The organism is Bradyrhizobium sp. B124, assembly GCF_038967635.1.
Taxonomy (GTDB): Bacteria; Pseudomonadota; Alphaproteobacteria; order Rhizobiales; family Xanthobacteraceae; genus Bradyrhizobium.
Window position 1 is genome coordinate 8,324,364 of sequence record NZ_CP152413.1, and the last position, 14,505, is coordinate 8,338,868.

The 14,505-nt window shown below is 63.8% G+C and carries 14 protein-coding genes; 3 read left to right on the forward strand and 11 right to left on the reverse strand.

Annotated features, from left to right (window positions below; all coding sequences use genetic code 11):
- Complete coding sequence (locus tag AAFG13_RS39060; protein WP_212311389.1) at window positions 1-1,014, reverse strand: formamidase; 1,014 nt, start codon at window positions 1,012-1,014, stop codon at window positions 1-3.
- Window positions 1,015-1,309: 295 nt separating this feature from the next.
- On the opposite strand from AAFG13_RS39060, the gene AAFG13_RS39065 reads away from it, so the two are divergent.
- Window positions 1,310-1,984, forward strand: a complete 675-nt coding sequence (locus AAFG13_RS39065) for an isochorismatase family cysteine hydrolase (RefSeq protein WP_342710277.1) — start codon at window positions 1,310-1,312, stop codon at window positions 1,982-1,984.
- Between the two features lie 59 nt (window positions 1,985-2,043).
- Here the strand turns inward: AAFG13_RS39065 and AAFG13_RS39070 are convergent, their stop codons facing one another.
- From AAFG13_RS39070 to AAFG13_RS39085, 4 genes are all read right to left on the reverse strand, one after another.
- Entirely contained in the window at window positions 2,044-2,571 is a 528-nt protein-coding gene (locus AAFG13_RS39070; RefSeq protein ID WP_212311387.1) for a hypothetical protein, read from the reverse strand.
- Window positions 2,572-2,675: 104 nt separating this feature from the next.
- Entirely contained in the window at window positions 2,676-3,170 is a 495-nt protein-coding gene (locus AAFG13_RS39075; protein ID WP_342710278.1) for a DUF302 domain-containing protein, read from the reverse strand.
- A gap of 62 nt (window positions 3,171-3,232) precedes the next feature.
- Complete coding sequence (locus AAFG13_RS39080; RefSeq protein WP_342710279.1) at window positions 3,233-4,105, reverse strand: alpha/beta hydrolase; 873 nt, start codon at window positions 4,103-4,105, stop codon at window positions 3,233-3,235.
- A gap of 189 nt (window positions 4,106-4,294) precedes the next feature.
- Complete coding sequence (locus AAFG13_RS39085; RefSeq protein ID WP_342713503.1) at window positions 4,295-5,065, reverse strand: alpha/beta hydrolase; 771 nt, start codon at window positions 5,063-5,065, stop codon at window positions 4,295-4,297.
- 215 nt (window positions 5,066-5,280) lie between these two features.
- On the opposite strand from AAFG13_RS39085, the gene AAFG13_RS39090 reads away from it, so the two are divergent.
- A complete protein-coding gene (locus AAFG13_RS39090; RefSeq protein ID WP_342710280.1) occupies window positions 5,281-6,243 on the forward strand; it encodes an AraC family transcriptional regulator in 963 nt (320 codons plus the stop codon).
- Between the two features lie 104 nt (window positions 6,244-6,347).
- Here AAFG13_RS39090 and AAFG13_RS39095 read toward each other — a convergent pair whose 3' ends face one another.
- The 4 genes from AAFG13_RS39095 to AAFG13_RS39110 all read right to left on the reverse strand — a co-directional run bounded on the left by AAFG13_RS39095 (window position 6,348) and on the right by AAFG13_RS39110 (window position 10,575).
- Window positions 6,348-7,172 (reverse strand): carbohydrate ABC transporter permease, encoded by an 825-nt coding sequence (locus tag AAFG13_RS39095; RefSeq protein WP_212311382.1) that lies wholly within the window; start codon window positions 7,170-7,172, stop codon window positions 6,348-6,350.
- Complete coding sequence (locus AAFG13_RS39100; RefSeq protein ID WP_312011359.1) at window positions 7,169-8,020, reverse strand: sugar ABC transporter permease; 852 nt, start codon at window positions 8,018-8,020, stop codon at window positions 7,169-7,171. The genes AAFG13_RS39095 and AAFG13_RS39100 overlap by 4 nt, the downstream gene beginning before the upstream one ends.
- 161 nt (window positions 8,021-8,181) lie before the next feature.
- Window positions 8,182-9,504, reverse strand: coding sequence for a sugar ABC transporter substrate-binding protein (locus AAFG13_RS39105; RefSeq protein ID WP_342710281.1), 1,323 nt, complete (start codon window positions 9,502-9,504; stop codon window positions 8,182-8,184).
- 216 nt (window positions 9,505-9,720) lie between these two features.
- Window positions 9,721-10,575 (reverse strand): VOC family protein, encoded by an 855-nt coding sequence (locus AAFG13_RS39110; protein WP_342710282.1) that lies wholly within the window; start codon window positions 10,573-10,575, stop codon window positions 9,721-9,723.
- Between the two features lie 73 nt (window positions 10,576-10,648).
- Between AAFG13_RS39110 and AAFG13_RS39115 the strand changes: the two genes are divergently transcribed.
- Window positions 10,649-12,052 carry an FAD-dependent oxidoreductase gene (locus AAFG13_RS39115; protein WP_342713504.1) on the forward strand — a complete coding sequence of 468 codons (1,404 nt, stop codon included), beginning with the start codon at window positions 10,649-10,651 and terminating at the stop codon, window positions 12,050-12,052.
- Here the strand turns inward: AAFG13_RS39115 and AAFG13_RS39120 are convergent, their stop codons facing one another.
- Both AAFG13_RS39120 and AAFG13_RS39125 read right to left on the reverse strand, forming a co-directional pair.
- Entirely contained in the window at window positions 12,053-13,678 is a 1,626-nt protein-coding gene (locus AAFG13_RS39120) for an ABC transporter ATP-binding protein (RefSeq protein ID WP_342710283.1), read from the reverse strand. It lies immediately after the preceding gene.
- Window positions 13,675-14,505, reverse strand: coding sequence for an ABC transporter permease (locus AAFG13_RS39125; protein WP_212311377.1), 831 nt, complete (start codon window positions 14,503-14,505; stop codon window positions 13,675-13,677). Before AAFG13_RS39125 ends, AAFG13_RS39120 begins: the two co-directional genes overlap by 4 nt.

Genomic DNA, 14,505 nt, shown 5'->3' on the forward strand with positions numbered 1-14,505 from the left:
CTACTCGGCGGCCTTCGCGGTCTTGCCGAACATCCGTGTCGGTGCGGGAAAGCCGCAGGACGTGCCGTCGGTGATCTTGACCTGATCTTCCCACGGCAGGCGGAAGCGGCCTGACACCATGTCCTGCATGAAGGTGTAGGGACAATCCATCGCGCCGCCTTTCACCGCGACATAGCCGCGGTGCCAAAGCTGATAGATATTGTTCTCGACGCCCCAGTTGATCCGCGCCTCGCGCACGAGGTCGGGCCGCACCTCGGCGGTGATGATCTCGTCGGCCCGTCCCGTGGTGCCGTGCGCGATGATGCTGCCGTCGAAATTGACGATCATGCCTTCGCCCATCGAGTCGAACGACCCGTCCGAGCCGCACATGCAGACATTGGCCGTCACCATCAGGTTCTGGAACGCGTTGGCCTGGTTGGTGAAGCGCCAGCTGTCGCGGATCGGCGCGGTGTAGCCTGCGGTGCGGATCATGATCTCGGCGCCCTTGTAGGCACATTCGCGCGCCATTTCCGGGAACATGCCGTCGTGGCAGATGATCAGCGCGATCTTCGCGCCCTTCGGTCCGTCGATCACGGGAATGCCGACATCGCCCGGCTCCCACGGCTCGACCGGAATCCAGGGATGGAATTTGCGGTAATAGAGCTTGATCTCGCCGTGATCGTCGATGATCAGCCCGGAATTGTAGGGGTTGCCGTGCGGGTTTAACTCCATGATGGAGAAGCAGCCCCAGATCTTGTTGTCGATGCAGGCCTGCTGGAAGGCCGCGACTTCGGGGCCGTCGAGCCGGCACATGATCTCCGGATTGGTATCCATCGAGAGCCCGTGCAGCGAATATTCCGGGAATACGACAAGATCCATGGTGGCGAGATTGCGCCGCGCCTTGCCGACCATCCAGACGATGCGCTGGGTCTGCCGCGCCAGATCGGCTTTGGTCGCCACCACGGGCAGCTGCAGCTGCACCAGTCCGATCACCACGCCGTTGGGTGACTTGTTGAGGCCGCCAAGTCCATTCATGCCTGTCCTCCCGCCAATTTAAAATGGGCTGTCATTTCGCGAACGATTGTCGTCGTTCGGTCGGGCTCCCGTCCGGCCCCTTAGCTAGCAACGATCATGCCAGCAAGATCGAACGGCCAGCAAATCAGGTGCCGGTGATGACCTGGGAAGATGACGCGGAGAAATGGCCGAGCGTGTCCCAACAGATTGAGATGCCGGGCGTTTCGGGCGGTTCAGGGGGCCAGCCGCATCGTTGCGCAATGGCACGCGGTTTGCTTAATCAAATGCGGGTCTTCTCCCATTGGGGGCGTGCGTCATGGCGAACACGAGGACAATCGCGGCGGAGCCGGCGCCGATCACGCTCGACTGGAGCAAGACCGCGCTCGTCATTATCGACATGCAGCGCGATTTCATGGAGCGAGGGGGCTTCGGCGAGACGCTCGGCAATGACGTCAGCCAGCTCGCCCGCGCGGTGCAGCCGATCGCGGCCGTCCTCGCCGCGGTGCGCGACGCGGGCTTGCTCGTGGTTCATACCCGCGAGGGCCATCTGCCCGATCTCTCCGACGCGCCGCCGGCGAAGCTCGAGCGCGGCGCGCCGTCCTTGCGGATAGGCGATCCCGGTCCGATGGGGCGGATCCTGATCCGCGGCGAGGCGGGGCACGACATCATCCCCGAGCTTTATCCGCTCGACAGCGAGATCGTGATCGACAAGCCCGGCAAGGGCGCGTTCTACGCCACCGAATTCGGCGACATCCTGCAGAAATACGGCATCGAGAATCTGCTGGTCTGCGGCGTCACCACCGAAGTCTGCGTCAACACCACGGTGCGCGAGGCCAATGACCGCGGCTATCGCTGCGTCGTGATATCAGACGGCTGCGCGTCCTATTTCCCCGAATTCCACGAGATGGGCCTGAAGATGATCAAGGCCCAAGGTGGCATTTTTGGTTGGGTCGCCGAGTCTGCCGCGGTGCTGGAGGCGCTCGCTGCGTAGAGCATGATGAGATTAGGACGCGGGCTCATCAACGCGCAGCCATAGCCGGATCGAAGTGCCTAGCCCTTCGCGGCGGGGACGGGCGGCACCGGCAGAATGATTTCGGAAGCGACCTTCCAGTCCTTCCCGACGCGAAGCCAATTGATGATCATTAGAAACGGCCTGGCCGTTCCGTCCTGCCCCGCATAAGAGACCGTGATGTTCATCGGCACGTAGGACTCGGCGACGTCGCGCGTCAGGCCGACAACCTTGAGCTTGGAATAATCTGGCTCGAGCACGACCGGACCGGAGCTGCCGATATCATGCAGCTTTTGATCAACCGCCTCGTTGCCCCAAAAACCGGCCCAGTTCCCCTCGGACGGGATCGCGCTCTTGGCCACCAACAGGGTCGAGGGCGATTGCCAGAACATCCCATGCAGAGCCTTGAAATCGTGGTTGTTGGCCAGTTCCATCAGCCGGCCGAACTTCGATCTTATCGCGCCGAGGGTCGCAGCATCCAGCGGCTCTTTCCTGACGGCGGGAGCAGACGCGACAGCCCCGGTGGAAACAGCCAAGGCGGTGAGAGTGATAAGAAGTGTCTTGTACATACCGGAATTTCCCTTCCAACGTCAGGTTCGCGTCATGACAACGGCCGTCGCGTTCCGCGATTGGTTTACTCACTTCCATCGGCCGAAGACGTCGTCGGGACGTTTCAGCTTGCACATTCGCGTAGCAAGGTTGTGATCTTCGTATCGAGATTTCGGGCGACGGCAAGGGCTTCCGAGCTGCCATAATGCAGCAGATAACTCTCCATTTTGTCATAAGAGACGTGCACGCCATCGGGACGCTCATCAATGAGCAACGTGACCGGAGCGTAAGATCCAGCATCGGGCACGTGCTTGACCATTTCTTTCATGATGAGTGGATTGCCGACCACAAACCGCATGATCCTGGGCGTCTTGGATCCAGTTTCGCGACGCAGAATGTCGCCCAGGTCGAATTCCGCGAACAGCATAAGGTCCGTTCGACCGAGGCCGCTTTGTACAACGCGCTCCAAATCCGGGAAGGAGTTTGTCGCCCTTGTCTCTTGGAAAAACTCGACCATGTTGGGTTGCCCGATCGCCGACTTGAGCGCGGCCACAACAGCGTCGAATGGTTTTGAGCTCGTGAGGCTGAAACGCTCAACCTCGATCTTAACGATTGTCATCTTTCCTCCGTAACAACTCTCATGGATGAAGCGCGCCTGACCGCATCGGAACGCACCGGGTGTCATGCATCCCCGTGCAGTGCATCCAGGAAGGTCCGGACGTGGCTGACGAACATCTCGTGGTGCTGAAACAGGGCGCCGTGCCCTGAATCGGGATAGAGGACCAGCTGAGCGTTGCTTAGTTCCTTGAACATTGCGTAGGCGTTGTTCGCGGGCAGCATGGTGTCGTGGCTGCCGCTGACCACAAGAGCGGGCTGGCGGATGGCGCTCAGAATGGCGTGCCCGGGATCGGGTGTTGCGCACCAGGTGATCAGCGCCTTGGCCTGCGGATCGGTTACCGCGCTGCCGTTATCGGTGTCCCGATCGTCCTTACGCACCTTCGTCCGCTTCAGGAAGGCCAAGCCGGACGACCGGCTGGCGGACGAATTCGTGAAGAACAGCGGCAGGCGGGGGTCCGGCGCATCGGTTTGGGAAAACGCCTGCTGCAGAACCGCCAACAGGTGTTCCTCTCCGCCTTTCGGCGCGGTGCCGACGAGGATGAGCTTGCGGACCAGCCGTTCATGCTCGGCGGCGATCTGTTGGGCGACGCAGCCGCCGAGAGAAAAGCCCAGTAGGTCGACTTCAGAAAAGCCGAGCAGATTGATGAAGGCGACCGCATCTCTCGCCATCGCTGCGATATTGTCAGGCGTTTGGCCGGTCGAGCGACCGACCCCTGCATTGTCGAATGCGACCACAGGTCGATCGGTAGCGAGAGCGTTGACGACGGCGGGATCCCATGCATCGATGTTGCCCGAGAAGTGCTGCAGGAGCACCAGCGGCGTTCCGGTCGAACGGCCGAGGCGGCGATAGGCGAAGCGGATTCCGCCGCCTTCGATGTAACGGGTCGGCGCCGTTTCGAGCGAGGCGTCCTGGCTCGCGATGTCGAGTTGAGTCATGTCATCCTCCGGATGCTTGGCAAAAGATAATCGAGTGGGCGGACCGGTGCGTAGCGACCGAGGCGGTCCTGCAGGATGTCGTCGGCGCTTCCGCGGCTTTGGCTGGTTTGGGCCATCGCGGTCCGATGCGTGCTGCATTCTTTGAGCGAGGTGCGCGCTCCCGGCGCGAACGCGCCGGGAGCGGTACCGTCACTTCGCGAGTGCGGCCTTTTCAATCACCGCGGCGACTTCCTTGGCATGAACGACGAGCGAAGCGTGGCTGCCGGCGACTTCCGTCGTCTGCGCCTTCATCCTGGCTGCGAACGACTTCTGGGCCTCGGGCGCGAGGACTTTGTCCTTGGTGCTGATGACATAGAACGTCGGCTTGTCGTGCCAAGCCGCAATGTCGACGGGGGCTTCGAACGCAACGTGATTCAACGGTAGCTGCGAATTGGCAAGGTGCGCGGCGATTTCCGGAGGAAGGTCAGCCGCGACGGCCGACGGAAACACCTTGGGATCGATGTACAAATTGCCCGTCGCGTCGGGATGGATCGCGTTGCCGCCTTCGGTGGGCGGGCCGGCTTTTGCCAGCGACGCCAGGGATTCACCGACCTCCGGCGCGAAGGCGGAGACATAGACCAGCGCCGAAACCTTGGGATCGTTACCGGCTTGCGTGATCACCACGCCGCCCCATGAGTGGCCGACCAGAACGGTCCTGCCGTCCTGCTTCGCGAGCGCCTGCTTGGTGGCATCAACGTCGGCGGCGAGCGAAGTGAGCGGATTTTCGACGAGCGTGACGTTGTAGCCTTTCTTCGCGAGAATATCGGCAACCGGCTGCCAGCTCGTCTGGTCCACGAAAGCGCCGTGCACGAGCACGACGTTGTGGGCTGCTCCCTTGGGCAGTTCGGCGGAATGGAGGGAGCCGACCAATGTCGTTCCGGCCAGGAGTGCGGTGGCGGCTGAGAGGAGGATATTTCGCATTGATTGTTCCTGTTGGCATGTCGGACGAACACGGTCCGGGGAAATGGACAGGCGTTTCCAGCAGGGTCGCGGTTCTTCCATCTGCCGTTGGCGAAATGGTTGCCGCTCGTAACGTCGGCCCGCCGCGACATGACCTATTCCGCGGACCTTTCGGACGATAGAGATCAATCGTCCTGATGTTGTGTCCGATCGTCCACCGGTCTAATCTTGGCGGCATGGACATCCTCGCCCAAGTGCTCGATCGCGTTCGTCTCGGCGGGACGCTGCTTTTTCACTTCGAGCTCGGCCATCCCTGGCATCTTGAGTTGCCGGCGCGTCCCTACGCTCTGTTTCACTATCTCAGCCAGGGCTCAGCGACTTTCGCGCTCGGACACGGACAGGAAATCCAGATGACCGAGGGTGATTTTATCGTCATCACACGCGGAGAGCCCCATGTGTTTTATTCGGATCGCCGGGCCAAGCCTTTGCGGATCATGGATATCGATCGATCGTCGCCGCGTCTTGGCGTCGTTCGTCAAGGCGGCCGTGCAAAGCCGCGCTCGACCATGATCTGCGGCAATTTCACGGTGTCACGGCCGGTGTTTGGCAGCGTGCTGGAGCTGCTTCCGCCCGTGCTCCTGCTGAAGCGGACGGCGGACGGTGGTTGGCTTGAAGCAATCCTGCGCCGCATGGTCAGCGAGTCCGCGCTCGAGCGTCCTGGCCAACGCGTTGCGCTTTCACGACTGACGGAAGTGCTCTTTGTCGAGGTGCTGCGAAGCTGGATCGCGTCTCTCAATCCCGGACAAGGCGGCTGGCTCGGAGCAATATCTGACCCGCATATCGGACCGGCGCTCAAACTGATACACGAAAACCCGGAACGCCCTTGGACCCTGAGCGACCTTGGGCAGCGCGTAGGGCTCGGCCGCTCGGTATTTTCGGCGCGCTTTACCAAGCTCGTCGGCCAGTCCATGCACCGTTATGTGATCGAACGCCGGATGGCAGAAGCGGCGTTCCTGCTCGAAACCAGCGACGAGCCGATCGCACGAATTGCAAGCCGGGTCGGTTACGAGACCGCGGCGGCATTTTCGAAGTTGTTCCTCCGGCATCACGGCCTGTCGCCTGGCCGGTACCGGGCAACTCGACGATCTGATGGCGGAGGAAGGCAAGGGGACGTTCAGGAAGCAGAAGTTGCCGAATGACCTTGGCCCAGATGTCCGCTCATGACCCAGGCTGTGAGCGTTTTCACAAAGCCTGGATCCATAGATGACGCTCTGGATGACCCCTGAGAACGTCGGCTCTCGCTCTAGCCACCCTTCACCGCGCCCGCCGTCAGCCCCGCCACGATCTGCCGTTGCGCCAGCACGGTGAGCAGCAGCACCGGCGCCGTCACGATCAGCGCGGCGGCGGCGAGCGGGCCCCAGCTCAGCTGGTCGAACGAGATCATGTTGTAGACCGCGACCGGCAGCGTGCGTGTCTCGCGCCCGGCCAGCACGATGCCGAACACGAAATTATTCCAGGAGAAGATCACCGCGAGGATGAAGGCGACCGCGAGCCCGGGCCTGGCGATCGGCAGCGCGACATGGCGGAACACCTGCCAGCGCGTGGCACCGTCGATCAGCGCGGCTTCCTCCAGCTCCAGCGGTGTGGTCTCGAAATAGCCGATCATGATCCAGATCACGATCGGCACCGTGACCACGAGATGGATGATGATCTGCGGCACCAGTGTTCCGAGCAGGCCGAGCCATTGGAACAGCAGGAACAGCGGGATCAGGTACGACAGACCGGGCGTGATGCGCGCGATCAGGATCACGATCGCCGATTTATGCGCGGCCATCCGCGCGATGCCGTAGCCCGCGGGCACGCCGACCAGCATCGCGAGCCCGGTGGCGCAGCCGGTGACGATGAGGCTGTTGCTGAAATAGGTCAGGAAGCGGTTGGAGGCGAACACGTCGGCGTAGTTCTTCCAGGCGAAATGCTCCGGGATGAACACCGGCGGATAGGAGGCGTTGTCGATCTCGAATTTCAGCGACAGCGAGGCCATCCAGAGGAAGAACAGGATCGCCGGCGAGACGATGACGAACACCGACAGCCACAGCCCGATCCGGCCCAGAATCTGACGCGGGTTCATGCGCCGTCCCCGAGCTCTGAGGTCCACAGCAGGCGCTTGCGCAGGTAAAGCAGCAGCGCCGCCAGCGCCACGATCAAGAGGAAGAACACCACCGCGATCGCCGAGCCGTAGCCGAGGTCGTAATAGACGAAGGCGACGCTGTAGAGATAGACGTTGATGGTTTCCGACGCCGAGCCCGGTCCTCCCTGGGTGATCGCGAAGATGATGTCGAAGCTTTTCACCGCGTCGATCATGCGGATCATGCCGGCGATGAACAGGAACGGCATGATCAAAGGCAGCGTGATGAAGCGGAACACCTGCCAGAAATTGGCGCCGTCGATCTGCGCGCTCTCATAGGGTTCGGTCGGGATCGCGGCGAGGCCGCCGAGCACGATCAGCATCACCAGCGGCGTCCATTGCCAGGTCTCGACCAGCACCAGCGAGGGGATCACCGTCGTCGGGTTGAACACCCAGAGCTGTGGCGGCAGGCCGACCAGCGAGAGCAGATAGTTCAAGACGCCAAGCTGCGGGTGGAACATCATGGTCCACACCAGCGCGATCGCCACGGGCGTTGCCATCATCGGCATGATGAAGATGCCGCGCAGGAAGCCGCGCGCGGCGAATTTCTGGTGAAACACCACCGCCGCCAGCGTACCGAACACCAGCGGCAGCACCACCGACAGCGCGGTGTAGGACAGCGTGTGCCCGACCGCCTCGACGAAGCGCGGATCGGTCGGCAGCCGAAGATAGTTGGCGAGCCCGACGAAGACGGTCGGCGAACCGACCTTCCACTCCTGCATGCTCATCCAGATCGTGAACACCCACGGAAAGACGATCACCGCCAGCACCACGACGAGTGCCGGGATCACGAACGGCCAGTAGGACGGCGGACGCCATTCACGCGCCGGCGCAACGTCCCCAGAGCCTCCGGCTCTGGAGTCTTGTTTTGACGCGTTTTCTCCACGCGAACCGGTACCCACTTCGCTCGAAAACGCTTTGTCCGCCGCCGGCGAAGCCTGTGTCACCACGCTCACGCTTTTTCACTACGCTCCAGGATGGGGCGGAATTGCTCGTGTGCCTTCTTCAGCTCGGTGGCGGGATCGGCGCCCGAGAGCGTCGCAGTCAGCGCCGCACCGACGATGTCGCGGAATTCGGCGACCGGGATGATGACCGGCAGGCCGAGCTTCGAGATCTTGGCAGAGTCGACCACCGACTGCAGCCATTCCTTGGTCTTCACGTCCTTGGCGACCTCGGGGTCGTCGACGATGGAGTTGCGGAACGGCACGCCGCCGCCGGCCTGCAGCAGGCGGGCGCCTTGTCCTCGCGAGACCACCCATTGGCAGAGCAGGTAGGCGGCTTCCTTGTTCTTGCTCGCCGCGGGAATGCCGATGCCGTCGCCATAGGTCGAGGAGAATTTGCCCTTGGGTCCGGCGGGCACCAGCGTGTAGCCGACCTTGCCGACGACGCGCGAGGCGGCGGGGTCCTCCAGCGGCGGCGCCCAGCCGTCGGCGTCGATCCACATCGCCGCGCGGCCTTGCGTGAAGGAGGCCATCGATTCCATCCAGTTGAAGCCGGCGACGCCGGGAGGCGCGCATTTCGTCAGCAGCCGCTGGTAGAGCTTGGTGGCTTCGACGGCCTCGGGGCCGTCGGTCAGGATGTTGCCCTTGGCATCGAGGAATTCGCCGCCATAGTTCAGATAGAAGTTGGTCCACATCGCCATGTTGGCGTTGCGCAGGCCACGGCCGACGAAGCCGTAGATGCCTTCCTTGGGATCGGTCAGCTTCTCGGCGGCGACCGCCATTTCCTCCAGCGTCTTCGGGACCTCGACACCCTTCTTCTGGAACAGCTCCTTGTTGTAGTAGAGGATGAAATAGTCGACCGACCACGGCAGCGACAGCATCTGGCCCTTGTCGTTGCGCGCATATTGCAGGCCGGCGGCCGAGAAATCGCTCTCGACGAGGTCGGGCGGCGTCAGGCTCGGGTCCTTGAGGAAGCCCGACATGTCGGCCAGCCAGCCGGCCTTCTCGAATTGCCGCTTCTGCACGTGATAGCTGAGATGCACGACGTCGAAGCTCGGCTTGCCCGAGGACAGCTCGATCACGCATTTCTGGCGCTGCTGCTGCTCGGGAATCTGCTCCGATTCGACCTTGATGCCGGAGAGCTCGGTGAATTCCTTGATGTATTTTTGCAGGTTGTCGCCGCGCGGCCCCTTGGCGAGGATCACCTCGAGCGTGGTGCCGGAATATTTCTTCCAGTTGACCTCGGCGCGGGCCGGAAATCCGGTCAATCCAACCGCGCCGGCGGCTGCGGTGCCGGCCAGCATCTGCCGGCGCGAGATCAGGTGATGCGACATGTTTCTCTCCCTGGACGGTTCTTGTTTGGGAGAGATAGTAGAGCATGATCCGGAAAAGTGGAAACCGGTTTTCCGAACAGATCATGCTCAAGAAATTGAGCGAGAACATTGATGCGATTTGCAATCGCATCAATGTTTGAGCGTCTCAACTTTCCGTGCCTAGCCCCCACTTGCGCGGCGCCGCTGCATAACGCTGCGCCGCGCATGGTATGGCAATTATGCCTTGACGAAGGCGAGCAGGGTGCCGTTCGCAGCGGCCGGCGGCACGGTGATGCCGCTGCCGCTCTTGACGCCGGTCGCGCCCAGCGCCTTCTCGGTTGTGGCGAGGTCGGCCGCGATCACGAGACCGGCGCCGCCGCGATCGGACAGGCCATCCAGCGATACGCCGGGATAACGCTTGCCGAGCTGATCCCTGGTCAGGAACACGAAGTCGGCGCGATCCCCGCCGGACGGCACCGCAACCGCACCGTCGGGATCGTGCCTCGCGGCGACATCGATCATCCTGGAGAGATGCGCGGCATCGGCTGCCGGATCCGGCGAGACGATCAGCGCCTGCTTGAGGCGTTTTGCCCCATTGGCGTGCGTCATCAATTCGGGGATCCACACCGTCTCGCGGGTCTTGTGCTGACAGGCGAAGATGCGGACGCCGCCGGGCGCCTCGGCGGTCGGCCACTGGAAGGTGCGGAATTTCGCGGCCGAGACTGTGCCGTTCGGCAGCGTCACCGGGCGTTCGAAATCGGTCGGCCCGATCGGCGTATAGCCGCGCGCGCGGATCTCTTCGGCACCGGCGGCCGAATCCACCGCGGTGAATGCGATGCGTTCGATGCCTTCGCCGCGCTTCTCGAGGAAGGCGCGCGCCGGCGCATTGTGTTCCGTCGGCGTCAGCACGCCGAGCAATTCCATGTAGTCGGGGTCGAACATGATGGTGTAGTTGCCCGATCCCATATGCGCGCTATGGGTGCCGCGCGGCGACACGGTGAAGCCGAGCCGCTTGTAATTCTCGGCGGCCTTGTCGAGGTCCTTCACCATGACCACGGCGTGATCGATTCCGATGACGTTCTTGAGTGCCACTTGTTGTCTTCCCGGCTGGAATGAGAGAGTAAAGCTAACCAGAATGATCTGGCGCCCGCAAGAAAGGATCATGATGAGCAGCAATGCCGTGCGCTGGCCCGATTCGCTCTGGGCCGCAGTGACGCCACCCGGCCCCGATTGCCCCGAATTGACGGGTGCGCAGCAGGCCGACGTCGTCATCATCGGCGGCGGCTTCACCGGCCTGTCGACCGCGCTGCATCTGCGCGAGGCCAATGTCGACGTCGCGATCGTCGAGGCCGCCGAGCCGGGCTGGGGCGCCTCGGGCCGCAACAATGGCCAGGTGATCCCGACGCTGTCGCGCCCCGATCCCGAGGACATCATCAAGAGGCACGGCGCGGCCGGCGAGCGCTTCGTCGCGATGCTGCGCGACAGCGCGGCAATGCTGTTCGACGTCGTCAAGCGCTACAATATCGAGGCCGAGCAGGAGCAGGCCGGCTGGGTGCAGCCGGTGCATTCGCCGGGCCGGATCAAGATCGCTGAACGGCGGGTGCAGCAATGGTCGAAATTCGGCGCGCCGGTCGAATTGCTGTCGCGCGACCAGACCAGGGACATGCTCGGCTCGGATGCGTGGTATGGCGGCTTCTGGAATAGGACCGGCGGTCACGTCAATCCGCTGGCGCTGGCGCGGGGCCTGGCGCGGACCGTGCTCGGCCTCGGTGCGCGGATCTATGCCCGTTCCCCCGCGCTGAGCTTCGAGCGCCGCGGCGATCGCTGGGTGGTGAAGACCGAGAAGGGCGAAATCTCCGGCCGTGCGCTGGTCGTCGCGACCAATGCCTATAGCGGCGAGTTCGCGAAATCGCTGGTGCCTGAGATCGCGACCGAGGTGATGCCCGTGCTGTCGTGGCAGATGGCGACGCAGCCGCTGTCGGACAATGTCCGCAAGACTATCATCCCCGGCCGGCAGGCGATGTCGGACACCCATGGCGAGCTGTATTTCGCGCGCTATGACGCCCGCAATCGCCTCGTCACCGGCGGCGCCGTGCTCGGCCCGGGCGACAAGACCGCGCGGCTGAAGGCGCGGGTGACCGAGCGGTTGCAGCTGATATGGCCGCAGATCGGCGACGTCTCCTTCGACTATGTTTGGAACGGTTATGTCGGGATGACAGCGGATTTCCTGCCGCGCATGCATCGCCTCGGACCGAACGCCTATGGCTGGACCGGCTGCAACGGCCGCGCCGTCGCGCTGACGATCCCGCTCGGCCGCGAATTGGCAAAGGCGGTCCAGGGCGTGCCGGAAAGCGAGCTGGCGCTGCCGTTCACCGAGCCGGTGCAGTACATGGCGCACGGATTGCTGCGCAAGCTCGCGCCCTGGATGCTGGTGCTCTACCGCCGCCGTGATGCGCAGGAGCTGGTCAAGGGCGATCGCTTCGAGCTGCTGCGCTGGGCGGAGTACTTCCTCGCCTCGCGCCGCTCACGGCGAGCGCAGACCAACGACGCACCACGCGCGATGGCTTGATCAGGCGATCAAGGCATCGCGCTTTCGCGTGAAGTCGCCGCCGGGGATCGCCGACAGCAGCGCCTGCGTGTAGGGATGCTGCGGCCTGCCGAACACCTCAGCGGTCAACCCTTGCTCGACCACGGCGCCGTCCTTCATCACGGCGACGAGGTCGCAGATCTGCGCGGCAACCCGCAGATCGTGGGTGATGAAGATGATGGAGAGCCCAAGCTGCTGGCGCAGTCCGGCGAGCAACCTCAAGACTTGCGCCTGCACCGAGACGTCGAGCGCCGAGACCGGCTCATCGGCGACCAGCACATCCGGCTTCAGCGCCAGTGCCCGCGCGAGCCCGATGCGCTGCCGCTGGCCGCCGGAGAATTCATGCGGAAAGCGGTCGCCGGCGGACGGATCGAGGCCGACCAGCTCGAACAGTTTTCGCGCTTCCGCGATCGCGGTGGTGCGGTCGGTGCCGTGCACGATCGGTCCCTGCGCCACGAGTTCGGCCGCCTTGCGGCGCGGGTTGAGCGAGGCGAACGGATCCTGGAACACCATCTGAATGTGGCGGGTCTCGCGTCTGATCTCCTCGCGGCCGAGCTTCGCCCAGTCCTTGCCGTTGAGCACGATCGAACCAGCGTCGGGGTCGATCAGCCGCACGATGCAGCGCGCGAGCGTCGATTTGCCCGAACCAGATTCCCCGACGATGCCGAGCGTCGCGCCGCGCGGCAGGCGCAGCGAGACGTTCTTGACCGCCTCCGTCACTCGCGCGCCGCGACCGAGAAAGCCCCCGGTGCGGTAGGTCTTGGAGACGCCGTCGATAGTGAGGATGTCCTTGCCGGAGAGGATGCGCGGCGGCGGCGCCTTCAGCGGCGGAACGGCCGCGATCAGTTGCTTGGTGTAGGCATGCTGCGGGTCGTTCAGCACCTCGTCGGCCGCGCCTTGCTCGACGATAGCGCCGTGCTGCATCACCACGACGCGGTCGGCGATCTCGGCGACCACGCCGAAATCATGGGTGATGAACAGCACCGCGGTCTTCTTGCGCTGCTGCAGATCGCGGATCAGCTTCAGGATCTGCGCCTGCGTCGTGACGTCGAGCGCGGTGGTCGGCTCGTCGGCGATCAAGAGCTTCGGATCCAGCGCCAGCGCCATCGCGATCATGGCGCGCTGGCGCTGGCCGCCGGACAGCTCGTGCGGATAGGCCTTCGCGGCAGCCCTGGGATCGGGGATGCGGACATCCTCGAGCAGTGCCTCTACGCGTGCGTTGATCTCGGCCTTCGACAGGCCGGTGTGGATCGCAAACATCTCGCCGATCTGGTCGCCGATGGTGCGCAGCGGGTTGAGCGCCGTCATCGGCTCCTGGAAGATCATCGCGATCCCGGCGCCGCGCACCTCGCGCATTTCGGCCGGATCGGCGGCGCAGAGATCGCGGCCGTCGAACATCATCCGGCCCTGCTCGATCGCAACCTCGTTCGGCAGCAGCCGCATGATGGCGTTCGCCATCATCGACTTGCCGGAGCCGGATTCGCCGACCACGCAAAGGATCTCGTTCGAGGCGACCGACAGGGAAACGTCGGACAGTGCATGCGGCCGGTCGGCGCCTTTGGGCAGGCGCACGGTTAACCCGTCGAGCGAAAGGACTGTCTCACTCATCGGCTCTTCAGCCTCGGATTGAGCGCATCGTTGAGGCCCTGGCCGACTAGCGACACCGCGAGCACGGTGACGAGGATCGCAATGCCGGGGATCGCCGAGACGTACCACTGCACGCGGAGCACATCGCGGCCGAGCCCGATCAGATTGCCCCAGGAGGCGACGTTGGGATCGGACAGCCTCAGGAACGCGAGTGCGCTTTCGAGGAGGATCGCGACCGCCATCACCACGCTGGCATAGACGATCACGGGCGGCAGCGCGTTGGGCAGGATCTCGCCGAGAATGAGCTGGAGGTCCTTCATGCCGAGCGTCTTGCCCGCCTGGACGAATTCGCGGTTGCGCAGCGACAGGAACTCGGCGCGGGTCAGCCGCGCTGGCGCCGGCCACGACACCACGCCGACCGCGATGGTCACCGTGGTCAGCGTCGAACCGAACACCGCGACCAGCACCAGCAGCAGCACGAAGTTCGGCAGGGTCTGGAACGCTTCGGTGATCCGCATCAGGACGTTGTCGACCCAGCCGCCGTAATAGCCGGCGAAGGCGCCGACCAGGATGCCGATCAGGATCGCGATCACGGTGGCGACGCCGCCGATCAGGAGCGAGATCCGTGCGCCGTAGAAGATCTGCGCGGCGATGTCGCGGCCGGAATTGTCGGTGCCGAGCAGGAAGCGCGGATTGGAGAACGGCCAGACCAGCGGCCGGCCGGCCAGCGCGAGTGGGTCGCGCGGATAGAGCAAGCCGGCGCTGACAGCCATTGCGATCACGAGCAGCAGCAGGATCAGGCCGATCACGGCGGCCGGGCTGCGGAAGTAGCGCTTCACCGCGTCCAT